A 16,949-nucleotide genomic window follows, 5' to 3' on the forward strand; every position below is an offset into this window, starting at 1 on the left:
AAGAGGACCCGGCGATGAAAGCGCCCCGTGTCACCCTGGATCAATGGCGCACGCTGCAGGCGGTCGTCGACCACAGCGGCTTCGCCCAGGCCGCCGAAGCCTTGCACCGTTCGCAGTCGTCGGTGAGTTACACGGTGGCGCGCATGCAGGAGCAGCTTGGCGTGCCGTTGCTGCGCATCGACGGGCGCAAGGCGGTGCTCACCGAAGCCGGTGAAGTGCTGCTGCGCCGCTCGCGGCACCTGGTCAAGCAGGCCAGCCAGCTGGAGGAATTGGCGCACCACATGGAGCAAGGCTGGGAAGCCGAAGTGCGCCTGGTGGTGGATGCCGCCTACCCCACCGCCAACCTGGTGCGCGCGCTTTCCGCCTTCATGCCACAGAGCCGCGGTTGCCGCGTGCGCCTGCGCGAGGAAGTGCTGTCCGGGGTCGAGGAAGTGCTGCGCGAGGGCTCCGCCGACCTGGCCATCAGCAGCCTGGATCTCACTGGCTACCTGGGCATGGAGCTGAGCGAAGTCGACTTCATCGCCGTGGCCCACCCGGAGCACCCGCTGCATCGCCTGCAGCGCACCATCAGCTTCCAGGACCTGGAAAGCCAGATGCAGGTGGTGATCCGCGATTCCGGCCGCCTGCAGCCGCGCGATGTCGGCTGGCTCGGTGCCGAACAGCGCTGGACGGTCGGCAGCCTGTCCACCGCACGCACCTTCGTCAGCAGCGGCCTGGGCTTCGCCTGGCTGCCGCAGCACGTGATCAGCCGCGAGCTGCAGGAAGGCCTGCTCAAACCGCTGCCGATGGAACAGGGTGGCATTCGCAAGCCACGCTTCTACCTTTACAGCAACAAGGATCGGGTTCTCGGCCCGGCCACGCAGATTCTCATCGAGTTGATCAAGAACTTCGACAACGCGGCGCTGGACGCTCCTTTCGCAGCACCACTCTCGGCCAATTGAGGTAGCCCCATGTCCTATTTCGAGCGCGACGGCTGTCAACTGCACTATGAAGACCGCGGCCAGGGCGAGCCCGTGCTGCTGGTCCACGGCCTCGGCTCGAGCATTCAGGACTGGGAGTTCCAGATACCGGAGCTGGTCAGGACGCGCCGCGTGCTGGCCATCGATGTACGCGGCCACGGCCGTTCCGGCAAGCCGCACACGCGCTATCAGATGACCGACTTCTCCGCCGACGTGGCCGGCCTGATCGAGCACCTCGGCCTGAGCCAGGTGCACCTGGTCGGCATCTCCATGGGCGGCATGATCGCCTTCCAGCTCGGAGTCGACCGCCCCGAACTGCTCAAGAGCCTGACCATCGTCAACAGCGCCCCGGAAGTCATCGCCCGCACCCTCAGCGAGCGCTGGCAACTGACCAAGCGCAAGGTGCTGTCGCGCGTGCTCAGCCTGGAAACCATCGGCAAGGGCCTGGGCCGCATCCTCTTCCCGCGCCCGGAGCAGGCGCCGCTGCGGCAGAAGATCGAGCAACGCTGGGCCGAGAACGACAAGCCCGCCTACCTCGCCAGCCTCGACGCCATCCTCGGCTGGGGCGTGCGCGAACGCCTGGCTGCGATCACCTGCCCGACCCTGGTGGTCAGCGCCGACCGCGACTACACCCCGGTGGCGCATAAAGAGGCTTACGTGCGTGAGCTGTCCAATGCCCAACTGGTGGTGATCGAACAATCGCGCCACGCCACGCCGATGGACCAGCCAGAACGTTTCAACACCGCCCTGATCGCCTTCCTCGATCAGGTCGAACTGACCTGCCAACCTGCCACCAAGGAACCGCAACCATGCTGAACAAGATCCTCCTCGCCGCCTGCAGCCTGCTCCTCAGCGCCACCCTGCAAGCCGCGCCGACGCCCCTGCCCCACGTTGTGCTGACCACCAGCTACGGCGATATTGAAATCGAACTGGCGGCGGACAAGGCGCCGATCAGCACGCAGAACTTCCTCGGCTACGTCGACGCCGGCTTCTACGCCGGCACCCAGTTCCACCGCGTGATCCCTGGCTTCATGATCCAGGGCGGCGGTTTCGATGCCGACCTCAAGCAGAAAGACACCTTCAAGCCGATCAAGAACGAAGCCGACAACGGCCTGCGCAACCTGCGCGGCACCGTGGCGATGGCGCGCACCAACGACGTCAACTCGGCCACCAGCCAGTTCTTCATCAACCACAAGGACAACGACTTCCTCGACCACGGCAGCCGTGGCTTCGGCTATGCCGTATTCGGCAAGGTGGTGCGCGGCATGGACGTGGTCGACCGCATCGCCAGCGTACAGACCGGCAACCGCGGCATGCTGCAGAACGTACCGAGCAAACCGGTGATGATCCTGTCGGCGAAGAAGCTGTAAGAGCCCGCCTCGTTGTGGTGGATAAGCAGAGCGTTATCCACCCTACAAACTCTGCAACCCGCGCTGGATGGAAAACTGCGAAGCATTTTCCACCCCTGCCCCCTCAAGCAGCAGCCTGACTCAATCGCCGCCCTGGCGATACGGCAACAGGCTGCGCGCCTCTTCGGCATAAGCCAGCACCCCAGCCGTTTCTTCCTCAAGAAACGCCGCCACTGCCGCGCGCAAGCCCGGGTGCAGCAGGTAGTGCCAGGAGCGCGTGATCACCGGCTCAAAGCCGCGAATCAGCTTGTGCTCGCCTTGGGCGCCAGCATCGAAACGCTGCAGACCGGCGCCGATGGCCAGTTCCAATCCCTGGTAGAAACAGGTCTCGAAGTGCAGGCGATCGAAGTCGCCGAGGCAGCCCCAATACCGGCCGTAGAAGGTTTCGCCATCCACCAGGCTGAAGGCCATCGCCACCGGCCGTGAGCCCTGGCGCGCGGTGACCACGCGGATAGCCTCGGGCATGCGCTCGGCCAGCAGGCTGAAGAACGCTCGCGTCAGGTACGGTGCGCGGCCGCGCTGGTGGTAGGTGTTGGCGTAGCAGGCGTAGACGAAGTCCCACTCCAGCTCATCCAGCTCGCCGCCCTGCTGCCAGCGGAACTCGATGCCGTGCCCGGCCACCTGGTCGCACTCCTTGCGCACCTGCTTGCGCTTGCGTGAGGTGAATGCGTCGAGGAAATCCTGGAAGTCGCGGTAGCCCCGGTTGAACCAGTGGTACTGGCAGCCGATGCGCTGCAACCAGCCCTCACGCCCATCCAGCAGGGCATCGGCCTGGGCTTCGGTGAAGTTGATATGCAGGCTGGACAGGCCTTGCGCCGGCAACTCGGCCACCAGCTCATCGAGCAACTGCGCGCAGGCGTGTTGATCACCCAGCAGGCGTGCGCCGGTGACCGGGCTGAACGGCACCGCGCCGAGTAACTTGGGGTAGTAGGCGATACCGGCGCGGTGACAGGCATCGGCCCAGCCCATGTCGAACACATACTCGCCGTAGGAGTGCGCCTTCACGTAGGCCGGCAGTGCCGCCAGCGGCGTGCCATCGGCGGCGCAGAGCAGGCGGTGCGAGGCCTGCCAACCGCTGCGCCCGCCGACGCTGCCGCTGTCTTCCAGGGCCGACAGAAAGGCGTGACGCAGGAAAGGCTGCGGCTCGGGCAGCAAGGCATCCCAGGCGTCGGGCGAGAGTTGGTCGAGGTGCGGCAGGGTTCGAATCGGCATGGGCGCAGTCTGGCCTGTCGTCCCTGCAAAAAAAAGCCCGTCGAGGGGACGGGCCAAGAGTAACCGCCCGAATCCGGGCGGTGAGGATCATCCAGGGCCGTTCAGCCCTGGCGAATGAGTAGCGGCGCTTAGCGAGCAGTTTCCGGGTAGCTAACCTGCGGCAGCGCCGGGTTGCCGTCCAGCTCGCGCTGCAGGGTGGTTTCGTCGAGCTGCTTGCACCACTTGGCAACCACGATGGTGGCCACGCCATTGCCGATCAGGTTGGTCAACGCGCGGGCCTCCGACATGAAGCGGTCGATACCGAGGATCAGCGCCAGACCGGCCACCGGCAGATGGCCAACGGCAGACAGCGTCGCCGCCAGCACGATGAAGCCGCTGCCGGTCACGCCGGCCGCACCTTTGGAGGCGATCAGCAGCACCGCCAGCAGGGTGATCTGGTGCGTAATGTCCATCGGCGTATCAGTGGCCTGGGCGATGAACACCGCCGCCATGGTCAGGTAGATCGAGGTGCCGTCGAGGTTGAACGAGTAGCCGGTAGGAATCACCAGGCCAACCACCGACTTGTTCGCGCCGAGCTTCTCCATCTTGTTCAGCATGCGCGGCAGGGCCGATTCCGAGGACGAGGTGCCGAGCACGATCAGCAGCTCTTCGCGGATGTACTTGATGAACTTGAGGATGCTGAAGCCGTGGGCCTTGGCGATGCCGCCGAGAACCACCAGGACGAACAGCACACAGGTGACGTAGAAGCAGATCATCAGCTGGCCCAGCTGCACCAGCGAGCCGACGCCGTACTGGCCGATGGTGAAGGCCATGGCACCGAAGGCACCGATGGGCGCGACCTTCATGATCATGTTGATGATGCCGAACATCACTTGGGCGATGCGGTCGATGAACTCCAGCACCGGCTTGCCGTAATCACCCATGCGCTGCAGGGCGAAGGCGAAGATCACCGAGAAGAACAGCACTTGCAGGATATCGCCGGTGGCGAAGGCGCCAACGATGGTGCTGGGGATCACGTTGAGCAGGAAGGCGATGGTGCTCTGCGACTCACCCGCCGCGGCATAAGCGGCAATGCCCTTGGTGTCGAGGGTGGTTGGGTCGACATGCATGCCGACGCCCGGCTGCACGATGTTGACCACGATCAGGCCGATCAGCAGGGCCACGGTGGAGACGATCTCGAAATACAGCAGCGCATAACCGCCAGTCTTGCCCACGGCCTTCATGTCCTGCATGCCGGCGATACCGCTGACCACGGTGCAGAAGATGATCGGCGCGATGGCCATCTTGATCAGTTTGACGAAGCCATCACCCAACGGCTTCAGCGCAACGCCGACCTCCGGGTAGAAGTGACCGATGGCGATACCGATGGCGATGGCCACCAGCACTTGGGCGTACAGGCTCTTGTACAGCGGTTTGCGGGTCATGGCAGTTCCTCTCTTGCCGCGCCAGCCTCGATGTCTACGAGGGTGCGCAGCCGCGTTCAGCGCTAACCCTCCTGCACTGGAGGGATTTGTTGTGGGCTCCACCGGGGAGCTGTAGCGCTAATTGCAGGGCGTGTGCCATGTGCAAAAATTTAACTAAAGCCTTTAAAAACAATAGCTTAAATTATCTGCTCGTAATTTTAGCCAGGCGATTTGGCGGAAAACCGCCAAGCCAGCGGCGGAAATCCCCCACGACTTGCAGGCTGAATGCCCTGCACCACCCGTCAACCAGAGGCATTTCAGACTTTACCGAATATACGAATTTTCATATATTCGAAAAAACGCATATTGGAGCCCCGCCATGAGCGAAGCCCTGACCCCAACCAGCGTCTTCAAATGCCTGGCCGACGAAACCCGCATCCGCCTGATGTTGCTGGCCACCCGCGAAGACGAGCTGTGCGTCTGCGAGCTGACCTGCGCCCTGGACGAGAGCCAGCCGAAGATCTCCCGCCACCTGGCGCAACTGCGCACTGCCGGCTTGCTGGCCGACCGCCGCCAGGGCCAGTGGGTGTATTACCGCCTGCATCCCGAGCTGCCGGAGTGGGTGCGGAGCATCCTGCGCACCACCCTGGACGCCAACCGCGACTGGCTCAGCCCCGCCGCGCAGCGCCTTGAGGGCATGGACGGCCGCCCTGAGCGCGCCAATGCCTGTTGTTGATCGTTTTCGCTACGACGAGATCAGCCGATGAAAATTCTGTTCCTGTGCACCGCCAACAGCTGTCGCAGCATTCTCTGCGAAGCGCTGTTCAATCACCTCGCCCCCGCCGCCATGCGCGCCTACAGCGCCGGCAGCCAGCCCAAGGGCAGCGTGCACCCACTGAGCCTGCAGACCCTGGCCCAGGCCGGGATCGCCACGGCCGGCCTGTACAGCAAGTCCAGTGACGAACACGCACAGCTCCACCCCGACCTGGTCATCACCGTCTGTGACAAGGCCGCTGGCGAAGCCTGCCCGGTGTTCTTCGGCACGGCACAAAAAGCCCACTGGGGCCTGGCCGACCCATCCGAATGCCAGGGCTCGGCAGAAGAAATAACCGCCGCCTTCACCGCCACCCTGGCGCAGATCAAGACCCGTATCGACGTCTTCCTCGCCCTGCCCTATGCCGACCTCAGCGCCGCACAGCGCCAGGCCGAGCTGGCGCGCATCGGCAGCCTTTGACGTGCAGGAGAGCCCCGTGAGCAACAGTCGTCTGTCCTTTCTCGACCGCTACCTGACCCTGTGGATCTTCCTCGCCATGGCCCTGGGCATCAGCCTCGGCAGCCTGTTCGAGCGCTTCCCGCAGTGGCTCAACAGCCTGTCGGTCGGCAGCACCAACATTCCCATCGCCATCGGCCTGATCCTGATGATGTACCCGCCGCTGGCCAAGGTGCGCTACGAGGAACTGCCGCAGGTATTCAAGGACAAGCGCATCCTCGCCCTGTCGCTGGTGCAGAACTGGCTGATCGGCCCGGTATTGATGTTCGCCCTGGCGGTGATCTTCCTGCGCGACCACCCCGAATACATGACCGGCCTGATCCTCATCGGCCTGGCCCGCTGCATCGCCATGGTGCTGGTGTGGAACCAGATCGCCGGCGGCAACAACCAGTACGTCGCCGGCCTGGTGGCCTTCAACAGCCTGTTCCAGATCGCCTTCTTCAGCGTCTACGCCTGGCTGTTCCTCGGCGTGCTGCCGCCGCTGTTCGGCCTCGAAGGCAGCGTGATCGACGTCAGCTTCCTGAGCATCGCCGAGTCGGTGCTGATCTACCTGGGCATCCCCTTCCTCGCCGGCTTTATCACCCGCAAGCTACTGATCGGACGCAAAGGCCAGGCCTGGTTCGACCAGCGCTTCATGCCGCGCCTCAGCCCGCTGACCCTGGTGGCGCTGCTGCTGACCATCGTTGCCATGTTCAGCCTCAAAGGCGACGTGGTGCTGCAACTGCCGCTGGATGTGCTGCGCATCGCCGTCCCGCTGAGCATCTATTTCGTGGTGATGTTCTTTATCAGCTTCGCCATGGGCAAGTGGCTGCGCGCCGACTACCCACGTACCACGGCGCTGGCCTTCACCGCCGCCAGCAACAACTTCGAGCTGGCGATTGCCGTGGCCATCGCCACCTTCGGCCTGGCCTCGCCGGTGGCCTTCGCCACGGTGATCGGCCCGCTGGTGGAAGTACCGGTCCTGATTTCCCTGGTCGGCGTAGCCCTGTGGCTCAAGCGCCGCTGGTTCGACACGCCCGCCACCGCGCCGGCCGAAGGAGTGAATTGATGCACGACGACAGCCTGCCCCACCTCGACGACAGCCTGTTCGCGCTGCCCGATACCGACCAGCTCGGCACCCCGCTGCTGGCCACGCACAAGCCGCGCATCCTGCTGCTGTACGGCTCGACCCGGCAGCACTCGTTCAGCCGCCTGCTTACCGAGGAAGCCGCGCGTCTGCTCGAGCGCTTCGGCGCCGAGACGCGCATCTTCGACCCGCGCGGCCTGCCGCTGCCGGACGATGCGCCGGACAGCCACCCCAAGGTGCAGGAGTTGCGCGAGCTGATGCAGTGGTCGGAAGGCCAGGTGTGGTGCTCGCCCGAACGCCACGGGGCGATGACCGCCGTGTTCAAGGCGCAGATCGACTGGGTGCCGCTGGCCATGGGCGCCGTCCGCCCGACCCAGGGCAAGACCCTGGCCGTGATGCAGGTCTGCGGCGGCTCGCAATCGTTCAACGTGGTCAATCAGCTGCGCGTGCTGGGCCGCTGGATGCGCATGTTCACCATCCCCAACCAATCCTCGGTGCCCAAGGCCTTCCTCGAATTCGATGCAGCCGGGCGGATGAAGCCCTCGGCCTATTACGACCGGGTGGTGGATGTCATGGAAGAACTGGTGAAGTTCACCCTGCTGCTGCGCGAACGCGCCGATTACCTGGTCGACCGCTACTCCGAACGCAAGGAGTCGGCCGAGCAACTGTCGAAACGCGTCAACCAGGCCGCCATCTGATAGAAGGAATCACCCGTCATGACTCACCCCTACGACCAGCTGAGCATTCCCGGCCTGCCCGGCACGCTGCTGTTCACCCCCTGCCCCGGCACCCGAGAGACCTCGCTCGACGCGGCGCTGACCACCCTGCAGCAGGCCGGCGCCACTGCGGTCATCACCCTGATGCCGCACAGCGAGCTGGCTGCCAATGGCACCGCACAGATCGCCGAGCACTGCCAGGCACTGAACCTGGCCTGGTTCCATCTGCCAGTCGCCGACGAGCAAGTACCGCAGGAAGACTTCACGCGCGCCTGGCCAGCGGCCAGCCAGCAAATTCTCGACCGGCTGCAGGCAGGCCAGGCCATCGCCATCCACTGCAAGGGCGGCTCGGGCCGCACCGGGCTGATCGCCGCGCGCCTGCTGATCGCCGCCGGCCTGCCGCGCAGCGAGGCGATTGCCCTGGTCCAGGCACTGCGACCCAAGGCCATCCAGCATCCAGCGCACCGCGGCTGGATCGAGCAGTTCGACGCCAGCCACTGACATCCACATTCGCAAAGGAACAAGAGCATGACCCTCAAAGTCGGTATCAACGGCTTCGGCCGCATCGGACGCCTGGCCCTGCGCGCAGCCTGGGGCTGGCCGGAGCTGGAGTTCGTGCAGATCAACGACCCCGCCGGCGACGCCGCCACCCACGCCCACCTGCTGAACTTCGACTCGGTGCACGGTCGCTGGCAGCATGAGGCGAGCAGCGTAGGCGACTGCGTGGTGATCGACGGCAAGTCGATCAAGGTCACCGCCAACAAGGCCATCGCCGATACCGACTGGAGCGGCTGCGACCTGGTGATCGAGGCCAGCGGCAAGATGAAGACCGTGGCCGTGCTGCAGGGTTATCTCGATCAGGGCGTTAAGCGCGTGGTGGTCAGCGCCCCGGTGAAAGAAGCCGGCGCGCTCAACGTGGTGATGGGGGTCAACCAGCAGCTGTTCGACCCAGCCGTGCACCGCATCGTCACCGCCGCCTCCTGCACCACCAACTGCCTGGCGCCGGTGGTCAAGGTGATCCACGAGCACCTGGGCATCCGCCACGGCTCGATCACCACCATCCACGACCTGACCAACACCCAGAGCATCCTCGACCAGCCGCACAAGGACCTGCGCCGCGCCCGTGCCTCGGGCATGAGCCTGATCCCCACCACCACCGGTTCGGCCACGGCCATCGCGGAAATATTCCCCGAGCTGCGCGGCAAGCTGAACGGCCACGCCGTGCGCGTGCCGCTGGCCAACGCCTCGCTGACCGACTGCGTGTTCGAAGTGGAGCGCGCGACCACGGCAGACGAAGTCAACGCCCTGCTCAAGGCCGCGGCGGCTGGCCCGTTGGCCGGCATCCTCGGCTACGAGGAGCGCCCACTGGTGTCCATCGACTACCGCACCGACCCGCGCTCCTCGATCATCGACGCGCTGTCGACCCTGGTGGTCAATGGCACCCAGGTGAAGATCTACGCCTGGTACGACAACGAGTGGGGCTACGCCAACCGCACCGTGGAACTGGCGCGCATGGTCGGAATGGCCGGCTAAGTGCAAACGGTGGAAATGCTGCGCGATTTCCACCCTACATCAGCTGGCGCTCCCGGTCGGCTGACGCGATAGCAGAGGCTCACACGGACTGCTCCCTCGCCCCTCTGGGGAAAGGGTTGGGGTGAGGGGCTCGGCGTCCATACCACGCTCAGGAATCACCTATGCCACCGCTCTCGCAGCTCTCACCCGCCGTCCGCCAATACCTGCTGGTAACCGGCAACTACTGGGCCTTCACCCTCACCGACGGCGCCCTGCGCATGCTGGTGGTGCTGCATTTCCACGGCCTCGGCTACTCGCCGCTGCAAATCGCCGCGCTGTTCCTGTTCTACGAGATCTTCGGCGTGGTCACCAACCTGCTCGGTGGCTACCTGGGCGCGCGCCTGGGCCTGAATCGCACGATGAACCTCGGCCTCGGCCTGCAAGTGGCGGCGCTATTGATGCTCACCGTACCGGCCGCCTGGCTCACGGTGCCCTGGGTGATGGGCGCGCAGGCGCTATCGGGGATCGCCAAGGACCTCAACAAGATGAGCGCCAAGAGCTCGATCAAGCTGCTGGTGCCCGCCGGCCAGCCCGGCAGGCTGTACAAGTGGGTGGCGCTCCTCACCGGCTCGAAGAACGCGCTCAAGGGTGTCGGCTTCTTCCTCGGCGGCGCCCTGCTCGCCCTGCTCGGTTTTGCCGGCGCCGTGCTGGCCATGGCCGCCGTGCTGGCGCTGATCTGGCTGGCTAGCCTGTGGTTGCTGCAGAAGGACCTGGGCAAGGCCAAGGCCAGACCCAAGTTCCGCGAGCTGCTGTCGAAGAGCCGGGCGATCAACATCCTCTCGGCGGCCCGCCTGTTTCTGTTTGGTGCCCGCGATGTGTGGTTCGTGGTCGCCCTGCCGGTGTACCTGTCTGCGGTATTCGGCTGGGACGTCTGGCAGGTCGGCGGCTTTCTCGCCGTCTGGGTGATCGGCTACGGCATCGTCCAGACCCTGGCCCCGGCCATCACCGGCAAGCGCAGCGGCCAGGTGCCGGACGGTCGCACCGCCTTCGTCTGGGCCGCGCTGCTGGCCGGCCTGCCGGCGGCCATCGCCCTCGGCCTGCAAACGGGATGGTCGGCACACGGGGTGCTGCTCGGCGGCTTGCTGCTGTTCGGCGCACTGTTCGCGGTGAACTCGTCGCTGCACAGCTACCTGATCGTCAGTTACGCCAAGGAAGACGGCGTGTCGCTGGACGTGGGCTTCTACTACATGTCCAACGCCCTCGGCCGGCTGATTGGCACCCTGCTCTCCGGCTGGGTCTACCAGGCATATGGCTTGCCGGCCTGCCTGTGGACGGCCGCAGCCTTTGTCCTGCTGGCCGCCCTAATTTCCCTCGGGCTGCCCCGGCACGCCTGCCACCGCTAGCACCGCTGCATGCACAGAAATACAGCGACAGCGGCGCACAGGCGCACCAATCACAAGCGAAGGCCAACGCGGCCGCCGCTCACGCCCCTGCGCCACCCGCCACAGCCGCCCCGCGCGCCATGAAACAGTCACAAAAACGACTTATTAATCGCCCGCGACGATAACCTGGCATAGGCACTGCATAGCACTCCTCATCCAGTTTCGGTCAACGGCGATCGTTCAGCCCTCGCGGGCCTGGAGGGCGCTTGCTTCATCAAGCGCTGGCACAACAGACACAGGCAAAGGCGCCTGGAACCGCAAGGTCCCAGGCGCTTTTTTTTTTGCGTGAAAAACACCCCGCCAGGTAACTCTGCGCAGGTGTTTTCGCGGCCTGTGCATGGCACACGACAAGCAAAGAGCCAATCACCTGGCCCCTTAACACACCTTGGAGTAAGACCCGTGAGAAAAACTACCCTCGCCATCGCCCTCGGCGCCCTCGCCCAACAAGCTGGCGCCGCTGGCTTCATCGAAGACAGCAAAGCCACCCTCGCGCTGCGCAACTTCTACATCAACCAGGACACCCGCAACGCCGACGCCAATACCCAGGAAGAATGGGGCCAGGGCTTCCTCTTCAACTACACCTCCGGCTACACCGAAGGCACCGTGGGTTTCGGCGTGGATGCGCTGGGCCTGCTCGGGGTCAAGCTCGACTCCGGCAAGGGTCGCCACTACAACCCGACCAGCGACAAATACAGCGGCACCGTATTCCCCACCGACAGCGATGGCCGCGCGGTGGATGACTTCAGCAGCGCCGGGGTGACCGGCAAGGTGCGCCTGTCGAAGACCGAAGGGCGCATCGGCACCCTGCAGCCAAAACTGCCGGTGGTGACCATCAACGACGGTCGCCTGCTGCCGCAGACCTTCGAAGGCGGGCAAGTCACCTCCGCCGAAATCGACAACCTGACCCTGATCGGCGGCCAACTGGAGCACGCCAAGGGCCGCAGTTCGAGCAGCAGCGAAGGGCTGTCTATCGGCGGCGCCAACGACGCCAAGAAAGGCCAGTTCAGCAACAAGTTCTATTACGCCGGTAGCGACTACAAGATCGGCAAGGACCTGCTCGCGCAGTACTACTACGGCAACCTGGAAGACTTCTACCAACAGCACTTCCTTGGCCTGACCCACAGCCTGGCCATTGGCCCGGGCACGCTGAAGTCCGACCTGCGCTACTTCAAGAGCGACTCCGATGGCGCGAACAGCAGCGCCTCCGGCCGTGCCGATGGCTTCGTCAGCAGCGGTTACTACGGCAACGGCGTGACCAAGGGCGAAGTCGACAACGACACCTGGAGCGCCCTGTTCACCTACAGCCTCGGCGGCCATGCCTTCAGCGCCGGCTACCAGGAAGTCTCTGGCGACAGCAACTTCCCGTTCCTCAACCAGGGCGATGGCGCCACCGCCTACCTGATCACCGACCGCCAGATCGGCAAGTTCCTCAGCGCCGGCGAGCGCACCTGGCTGGCCGAGTACGGCTATGACTTCACCCAGGTTGGCGCCCCCGGCCTGAAAGCCGTCGTCACCTACCTCTCGGGGGACAACATCGACAGCGCCAGCGGCGACCAGCAGGAATGGGAGCGCGATTTCCGCCTCGACTACACCCTGCAGAACGGCGCCCTCAAGGGCCTCGGCATCTCCTGGCGTAACGCCAGCCTGCGCGGCAACACCAGCGCGGCGGACCAGGACGAGAACCGCCTGATCCTCAGCTACAGCCTGCCCATCCTCTGAACAGTCATGCCCCTCTCCGCCGGGAGAGGGGCATGCGGCATCTGCGTCAACCCTCAGCACAACCGCTCCATCCGGCTTGTCCCGCGCCAGCCTGCCGGCCTACCATCCGGCCAGTCTTCCGATGAGCCTCCCCATGCGCGAACGCACCATCGCCAGCCATTTCATCCGGGCCGCCCTGCGCGGCGCCGAGCGCCAGGGCCTGGATTACCGCCCGCTGCTGCGTGAACTGGGCATCCAGCCAGCGCTGCTCGAAGAACCACGCGCGCGCCTCGCTCCCGAGCAATTCACCCAACTGCTGCAAGGCCTGTGGGCGCTGCTCGACGACGAATACATGGGCTTCGGCCGCTGCCGCAGCAAGCGCGGCACCTTCGCCATGATGGGCCACGCCATCATCCACTGCCGCACCCTGGAAAAAGCCCTGGTGCGCGGCATGCTGTTTTACGACCTGTTCCCCGACGCACCGCAGGTACGCCTGCAGCGCGAGGGCGATTGGGCGCGACTGAGCCTGGACAGCTCATCGCTGTGGGACCCGGATCACTTCCTCACCGAAAGCCTGCTGGTGATCTGGCATCGCCTCGGCAGCTGGCTGATCGGCCAGCGCATCCGCCTGGAAGAAGCCACCTTCGTCCATGCCGAACCGGCCCACAGCAGCGAGTACGACCTGCTCTTCCCCTGCCCGCGGCGCTTCGCCGGCGAGCGCACCAGCCTGCTGTTCCACAGCCGCTACCTGGACATGCCGCTGCTGCAGGACGAGCGCACGCTCAAGCAATTCCTCGAACACTCGCCCGCCGACCTGCTGGCCCGCCCGGACGGTGGCGACAGCCTCACCAGCCGCATCCGCCGCCTGCTCGGCCGCGACTGCGCGCACTGGCCGGACCTGGAGCAGGTCGCCCAGCAACTGCATGTCAGCCCGCAAACCCTGCGCCGCCACCTGCGCGAGGAAGGCAGCAGCTTCCAGGAACTCAAGGACCACCTGCGCCGCGACCTGGCCATCTACCACCTGGGCCGCGACGAACTGCCGATCCAGGCCCTGGCCGAACAGCTCGGCTTCTCCGAACCCTCGGCCTTCCACCGCGCGTTCAAAAAATGGACCGGGCTGACTCCGGGCGCCTATCGGGCGCATCAGGAAGGCTAGGCCGCGCAGTGCCCGCTTGCGCGCACAACACGCTTCGCCCAGCACCGGCTCTCCAGTAGGCTGCTGGCCTCTCTTGCAACGGATCCCCGAGCATGTTCAAACGCAGTTTCCACTCGCTTCTCACCACCTGGCTGGCCGGGCTGCTGGTCCTGCTGCCGCTGGTTCTGAGCCTGTCGCTGCTGGGTTGGCTGGCCAGCGTGCTGAACCGCATGATCGGCCCGGCCAGCACACTCGGCCGGCTGTTCGCCGAAATCGCCCAGCCCTTCGTCAGCAGTCCGCTGCTGGCCTGGCTGCTCGGCACCCTGGCGCTGCTGGTGGCGCTCTATCCACTGGGCCTGGCGGTGCAGCTGGGGTTGAAAGGCCCGCTGAGCAAATTGCTCGACCTGACCCTGCGGCGCATCCCGCTGTTCGGCCGGCTGTATGGCCTGGCCGACCGTTTCGTCGGCCTGCTGGACAAGAAGGACGACGCCGACCTGGCAGCCATGAGCCCGGTGTGGTGCTTCTTCGGCGGCGACGGCACCGCCGTGCTGGCGCTGCTGCCCAACCCGCATCCGATCGAGATCGACGGCCGCGCCTACCACGCGATTCTGGTGCCGACCGCACCGATCCCGGTGGGTGGCGGCTTGCTCTATGTGCCGGTGGAATGGGTCAAACCCGCCGAGATGGGCATGGACCGCTTCACCAGCATCTACGTGTCGATGGGCATCACCCCGCCCACCGCGACCCACGCGCCCCTGCCACCCGGCCAGTAACCGGCGCGCCTTTTTCAGAGCAGTCACAACATGCAGGTTTTCCTGATCAGCAACGGTTCCCCCCACACGCCTGAGCAGCCGGATGCCGACCTGCCCTGGTGGAGTTTCACCAAGACGGTACTCGCCGCCGCAGCCTTGTCGCTGGTGCGCGACGGCCTGGTCGGGCTCGACGATGAAATGGCCGAAGGCCCGTTCACCCTGCGCCAGTTGCTCGGGCATGAGGCAGGGCTGGCCGACTATGGCGAGCTCGCCGACTATCACGCTGCGGTAAGCCGCAACGAGACGCCTTGGCCCGCCGAGGAGATGCTGCAACGCCTTGATGCCACCCGTTTGCGCTACGCGCCAGGCGTCGGCTGGCGCTACTCCAACGTGGGCTATCTGTATGCCGCCCGACTGATTGAGCGGCTAACCGGCCTCGCGCTGGAGCAAGCATTGCTTCAGCGCGTACTGGCGCCGCTCGGCGTGGCACGCGTGCGCCTGGCACGCACGCCTGCCGACCTGGCGCAGGTGTGCATGGGCACGGCGGCGAGCTACCACCCGGCCTGGGTCTATCACGGCCTGCTGGTCGGCCCGCTGGCCGAAGCGGCGCTGCTGCTGGATCGCCTGCTCACCGGCGACTTCCTGCCGCCGGCCCTGCTGCAGGCCATGCAGACCGCTCACATCCTGGGTGGCCCGATTGCCGGGCGCCCGTGGACGGCGCCCGGCTACGCCCTTGGTCTGATGCAGGGCCCCGTGGCCCAGGGCCTGACCCTGAGCGGGCACACCGGCGTCGGGCCGGGCAGCGTGCTGGCGGTTTATCACAGTGCTCACGGCAAACATGCGGCCACTTGCGCGGTGTTCAGTGCCGGCGGCGAGGAAGGCGCAGTCGAAGCGCTGCTGGTAGAGCAACTGGTGGCGGAGCTGGGCGTTAACCCGTCAGCCAGCTAGGCGGCGCGGCGCTTCCACTCATCAACCACTTCGCCCATGGTCTTCGGCGTGTCATTGCGGATCCACGCCATGAAGGCCCGATCGAAGGTGAAGCCCGCGCCGCACTGTTCGAGCATGAATCGCCGCACGTTCTGCGTATTGCGGTAGCCCGCACAGACAACCGTGCTGCGGGTAATCGAGTCACTGTGCCAGTCAAAAGCCATCGCCGCTTCCTTGTTGAGGCGTAGGGTTCACACCCGCCGCGCAATCCAGGCCGCCAGGCCGAACACCCCGGCCAGCGCCGCCAGCAGCGCCGCCCAGCCGGCATGTTGCCAGACATAACCGCCGGCATAGCCGATCAAACTCGAGCCCAGGTAATAGGCGCACAGGTACAGCGCCGAGGCCTGCGCCTTGGCGTGGCTGGCACGCTGGCCGACCTGCCCGCTGGCCACCGAGTGCGCGGCGAAAAAGCCCAGGGTGAACAGCCCCAGCCCCAGTGCCACCAGCACCAGCCAACTACTGGCGCACAAGGCCACGCCGACCAGCATGGTGGCGATACCGCCGAGCAGCACCCGCCGCGCGCCGTGGCGCGACACCAGGCGCCCGGCCCAGCCGGCGCTGAAGATGCCGCCCAGGTAGACCAGAAACAGCAGGCCGATCAGCGTCGATGAGAGCGAGAACGGCGGCGCGGCCAGGCGAAAACCGATGTAGTTGAACAAGGCGACGAAGCCGCCCATCAACAGAAACGCCAGCCCGAACAGCCGGCGCAATTGCGCGTTGCCCAGGTGCCCGGCGAAGTTGCCGAGCAGGCCACGCAGCGACAGCGGCTGAGCACGGAAATGCCGCGACGGCGGCAACAGCCAGCAGAACAGCAGCAGGGCCAGCACACCCAGCGCGGCGATCCCGGCCAGGGCCAGGTGCCAGCCGCCGAGGTCCGACAGCAAACCGGCCAGCAAGCGGCCGAGCAATCCACCTAGCGCCGTGCCGCCGATATACAGCCCCATCGCCGCCGGTAGCGCCTGCGGGTCAAACTCTTCGCCGACATAGGCCATCGCCAGGGCCGGCAAACCGCTCAGCGCCAGCCCCAGCAACGCCCGTAGTAGCAGCAGCCAGTGCCAGGAATCGACCAGCACACAGGCCATCCCCAGCAGACAAGCCAGGCCCAGGGCCACCGCCATCACCGGCTTGCGCCCCCAGCTTTCGGCCAGTGCACCAGCCAGCAACAGACACAGGGCCAGGCTCAGGGTGGTCAGCGACAGCGCCAGGCTGCTGCCCGCCGCGGAGACGTGGAAATGCTCGGCCAGCAACGGCAACAGCGGCTGCACGCAATAGAGCAAGGCGAAGGTGGCGAAGCCGGCGCAGAACAGCGCCAGGGTGGCGCGTCGGTAGGCCGGCGTGCCGCGTTGCAGGTGGGTGTCTACAGCAGGAATGTCCATGGTCGCTCGCGC

18 protein-coding genes are annotated in these 16,949 nt (G+C 65.7%); 14 read left to right on the plus strand and 4 right to left on the minus strand.

Annotation, left to right across the window (positions count from 1 at the left end):
* Positions 1–14 precede the first annotated feature (14 nt).
* Genes H3H51_RS16360 through H3H51_RS16370 form a run of 3 tightly spaced genes read left to right on the plus strand, consistent with a single transcriptional unit; the run spans position 15 to position 2,329 of the window.
* Positions 15–941 carry a LysR family transcriptional regulator gene (locus H3H51_RS16360; protein ID WP_183090128.1) on the plus strand — a complete coding sequence of 309 codons (927 nt, stop codon included), beginning with the start codon at positions 15–17 and terminating at the stop codon, positions 939–941.
* A gap of 9 nt (positions 942–950) precedes the next feature.
* On the plus strand, positions 951–1,775 hold the full coding sequence (locus H3H51_RS16365) for an alpha/beta fold hydrolase (RefSeq protein ID WP_183090129.1): 825 nt from the start codon (positions 951–953) through the stop codon (positions 1,773–1,775).
* Positions 1,769–2,329: a peptidylprolyl isomerase gene (locus H3H51_RS16370; RefSeq protein ID WP_183090130.1), complete on the plus strand. Its 561-nt coding sequence runs from the start codon at positions 1,769–1,771 to the stop codon at positions 2,327–2,329. The genes H3H51_RS16365 and H3H51_RS16370 overlap by 7 nt, the downstream gene beginning before the upstream one ends.
* 120 nt (positions 2,330–2,449) lie before the next feature.
* Here H3H51_RS16370 and H3H51_RS16375 read toward each other — a convergent pair whose 3' ends face one another.
* Together H3H51_RS16375 and H3H51_RS16380 are read right to left on the minus strand one after the other, a co-directional pair.
* A complete protein-coding gene (locus H3H51_RS16375; protein WP_183090131.1) occupies positions 2,450–3,580 on the minus strand; it encodes a GNAT family N-acetyltransferase in 1,131 nt (376 codons plus the stop codon).
* Positions 3,581–3,708: 128 nt separating this feature from the next.
* On the minus strand, positions 3,709–5,004 hold the full coding sequence (locus H3H51_RS16380; protein WP_183090132.1) for a dicarboxylate/amino acid:cation symporter: 1,296 nt from the start codon (positions 5,002–5,004) through the stop codon (positions 3,709–3,711).
* Positions 5,005–5,362: 358 nt separating this feature from the next.
* Between H3H51_RS16380 and H3H51_RS16385 the strand changes: the two genes are divergently transcribed.
* From H3H51_RS16385 to H3H51_RS16435, 11 genes are all read left to right on the plus strand, one after another.
* On the plus strand, positions 5,363–5,719 hold the full coding sequence (locus tag H3H51_RS16385) for a metalloregulator ArsR/SmtB family transcription factor (protein WP_183090133.1): 357 nt from the start codon (positions 5,363–5,365) through the stop codon (positions 5,717–5,719).
* Positions 5,720–5,746: 27 nt separating this feature from the next.
* Positions 5,747–6,217 (plus strand): arsenate reductase ArsC, encoded by a 471-nt coding sequence (locus H3H51_RS16390; protein WP_183090134.1) that lies wholly within the window; start codon positions 5,747–5,749, stop codon positions 6,215–6,217.
* 16 nt (positions 6,218–6,233) lie between these two features.
* Positions 6,234–7,301 carry an ACR3 family arsenite efflux transporter gene (gene arsB / locus H3H51_RS16395; protein WP_328803673.1) on the plus strand — a complete coding sequence of 356 codons (1,068 nt, stop codon included), beginning with the start codon at positions 6,234–6,236 and terminating at the stop codon, positions 7,299–7,301.
* Positions 7,301–8,017 carry an arsenical resistance protein ArsH gene (gene arsH / locus H3H51_RS16400; protein ID WP_183090136.1) on the plus strand — a complete coding sequence of 239 codons (717 nt, stop codon included), beginning with the start codon at positions 7,301–7,303 and terminating at the stop codon, positions 8,015–8,017. The genes arsB and arsH overlap by 1 nt, the downstream gene beginning before the upstream one ends.
* An 18-nt stretch (positions 8,018–8,035) precedes the next feature.
* A complete protein-coding gene (locus H3H51_RS16405) occupies positions 8,036–8,536 on the plus strand; it encodes a cyclin-dependent kinase inhibitor 3 family protein (RefSeq protein ID WP_183090137.1) in 501 nt (166 codons plus the stop codon).
* Between the two features lie 27 nt (positions 8,537–8,563).
* A complete protein-coding gene (locus H3H51_RS16410) occupies positions 8,564–9,568 on the plus strand; it encodes an ArsJ-associated glyceraldehyde-3-phosphate dehydrogenase (RefSeq protein ID WP_183090138.1) in 1,005 nt (334 codons plus the stop codon).
* A 161-nt stretch (positions 9,569–9,729) separates the two neighbouring features.
* Positions 9,730–10,950, plus strand: a complete 1,221-nt coding sequence (gene arsJ, locus H3H51_RS16415; protein WP_183090139.1) for an organoarsenical effux MFS transporter ArsJ — start codon at positions 9,730–9,732, stop codon at positions 10,948–10,950.
* A gap of 438 nt (positions 10,951–11,388) precedes the next feature.
* Entirely contained in the window at positions 11,389–12,708 is a 1,320-nt protein-coding gene (locus H3H51_RS16420) for an OprD family porin (RefSeq protein ID WP_183090140.1), read from the plus strand.
* A 133-nt stretch (positions 12,709–12,841) separates the two neighbouring features.
* Complete coding sequence (locus H3H51_RS16425; RefSeq protein ID WP_183090141.1) at positions 12,842–13,843, plus strand: AraC family transcriptional regulator; 1,002 nt, start codon at positions 12,842–12,844, stop codon at positions 13,841–13,843.
* Positions 13,844–13,935: 92 nt separating this feature from the next.
* Entirely contained in the window at positions 13,936–14,595 is a 660-nt protein-coding gene (locus tag H3H51_RS16430) for a DUF502 domain-containing protein (protein WP_183090142.1), read from the plus strand.
* Between the two features lie 30 nt (positions 14,596–14,625).
* Entirely contained in the window at positions 14,626–15,522 is an 897-nt protein-coding gene (locus tag H3H51_RS16435) for a serine hydrolase domain-containing protein (protein WP_183090143.1), read from the plus strand.
* Here H3H51_RS16435 and H3H51_RS16440 read toward each other — a convergent pair.
* Positions 15,519–15,725 carry a DUF6434 domain-containing protein gene (locus tag H3H51_RS16440; protein ID WP_183090144.1) on the minus strand — a complete coding sequence of 69 codons (207 nt, stop codon included), beginning with the start codon at positions 15,723–15,725 and terminating at the stop codon, positions 15,519–15,521. The genes H3H51_RS16435 and H3H51_RS16440 overlap by 4 nt on opposite strands.
* A gap of 27 nt (positions 15,726–15,752) precedes the next feature.
* Positions 15,753–16,937 (minus strand): MFS transporter, encoded by a 1,185-nt coding sequence (locus H3H51_RS16445; RefSeq protein WP_183090145.1) that lies wholly within the window; start codon positions 16,935–16,937, stop codon positions 15,753–15,755.
* Between the last annotated feature and the right edge of the window lie 12 nt (positions 16,938–16,949).

Source organism: Aquipseudomonas ullengensis (genome assembly GCF_014174475.1).
GTDB classification, from domain to species: domain Bacteria; phylum Pseudomonadota; class Gammaproteobacteria; order Pseudomonadales; family Pseudomonadaceae; genus Aquipseudomonas; species Aquipseudomonas ullengensis.

Coding starts and splice junctions, on each gene's coding strand:
- H3H51_RS16445 (WP_183090145.1), bottom strand. CDS start 16,937: ATGGACATTCCTGCTGTAGACACCCACCTGCAACGCGGCACGCCGGCC.
- H3H51_RS16440 (WP_183090144.1), bottom strand. CDS start 15,725: ATGGCTTTTGACTGGCACAGTGACTCGATTACCCGCAGCACGGTTGTC.
- H3H51_RS16435 (WP_183090143.1), top strand. CDS start 14,626: ATGCAGGTTTTCCTGATCAGCAACGGTTCCCCCCACACGCCTGAGCAG.
- H3H51_RS16410 (WP_183090138.1), top strand. CDS start 8,564: ATGACCCTCAAAGTCGGTATCAACGGCTTCGGCCGCATCGGACGCCTG.
- H3H51_RS16365 (WP_183090129.1), top strand. CDS start 951: ATGTCCTATTTCGAGCGCGACGGCTGTCAACTGCACTATGAAGACCGC.
- H3H51_RS16430 (WP_183090142.1), top strand. CDS start 13,936: ATGTTCAAACGCAGTTTCCACTCGCTTCTCACCACCTGGCTGGCCGGG.
- H3H51_RS16390 (WP_183090134.1), top strand. CDS start 5,747: ATGAAAATTCTGTTCCTGTGCACCGCCAACAGCTGTCGCAGCATTCTC.
- arsH (WP_183090136.1), top strand. CDS start 7,301: ATGCACGACGACAGCCTGCCCCACCTCGACGACAGCCTGTTCGCGCTG.
- H3H51_RS16370 (WP_183090130.1), top strand. CDS start 1,769: ATGCTGAACAAGATCCTCCTCGCCGCCTGCAGCCTGCTCCTCAGCGCC.
- H3H51_RS16385 (WP_183090133.1), top strand. CDS start 5,363: ATGAGCGAAGCCCTGACCCCAACCAGCGTCTTCAAATGCCTGGCCGAC.
- H3H51_RS16360 (WP_183090128.1), top strand. CDS start 15: ATGAAAGCGCCCCGTGTCACCCTGGATCAATGGCGCACGCTGCAGGCG.
- H3H51_RS16425 (WP_183090141.1), top strand. CDS start 12,842: ATGCGCGAACGCACCATCGCCAGCCATTTCATCCGGGCCGCCCTGCGC.
- arsJ (WP_183090139.1), top strand. CDS start 9,730: ATGCCACCGCTCTCGCAGCTCTCACCCGCCGTCCGCCAATACCTGCTG.
- H3H51_RS16380 (WP_183090132.1), bottom strand. CDS start 5,004: ATGACCCGCAAACCGCTGTACAAGAGCCTGTACGCCCAAGTGCTGGTG.
- H3H51_RS16405 (WP_183090137.1), top strand. CDS start 8,036: ATGACTCACCCCTACGACCAGCTGAGCATTCCCGGCCTGCCCGGCACG.
- H3H51_RS16375 (WP_183090131.1), bottom strand. CDS start 3,580: ATGCCGATTCGAACCCTGCCGCACCTCGACCAACTCTCGCCCGACGCC.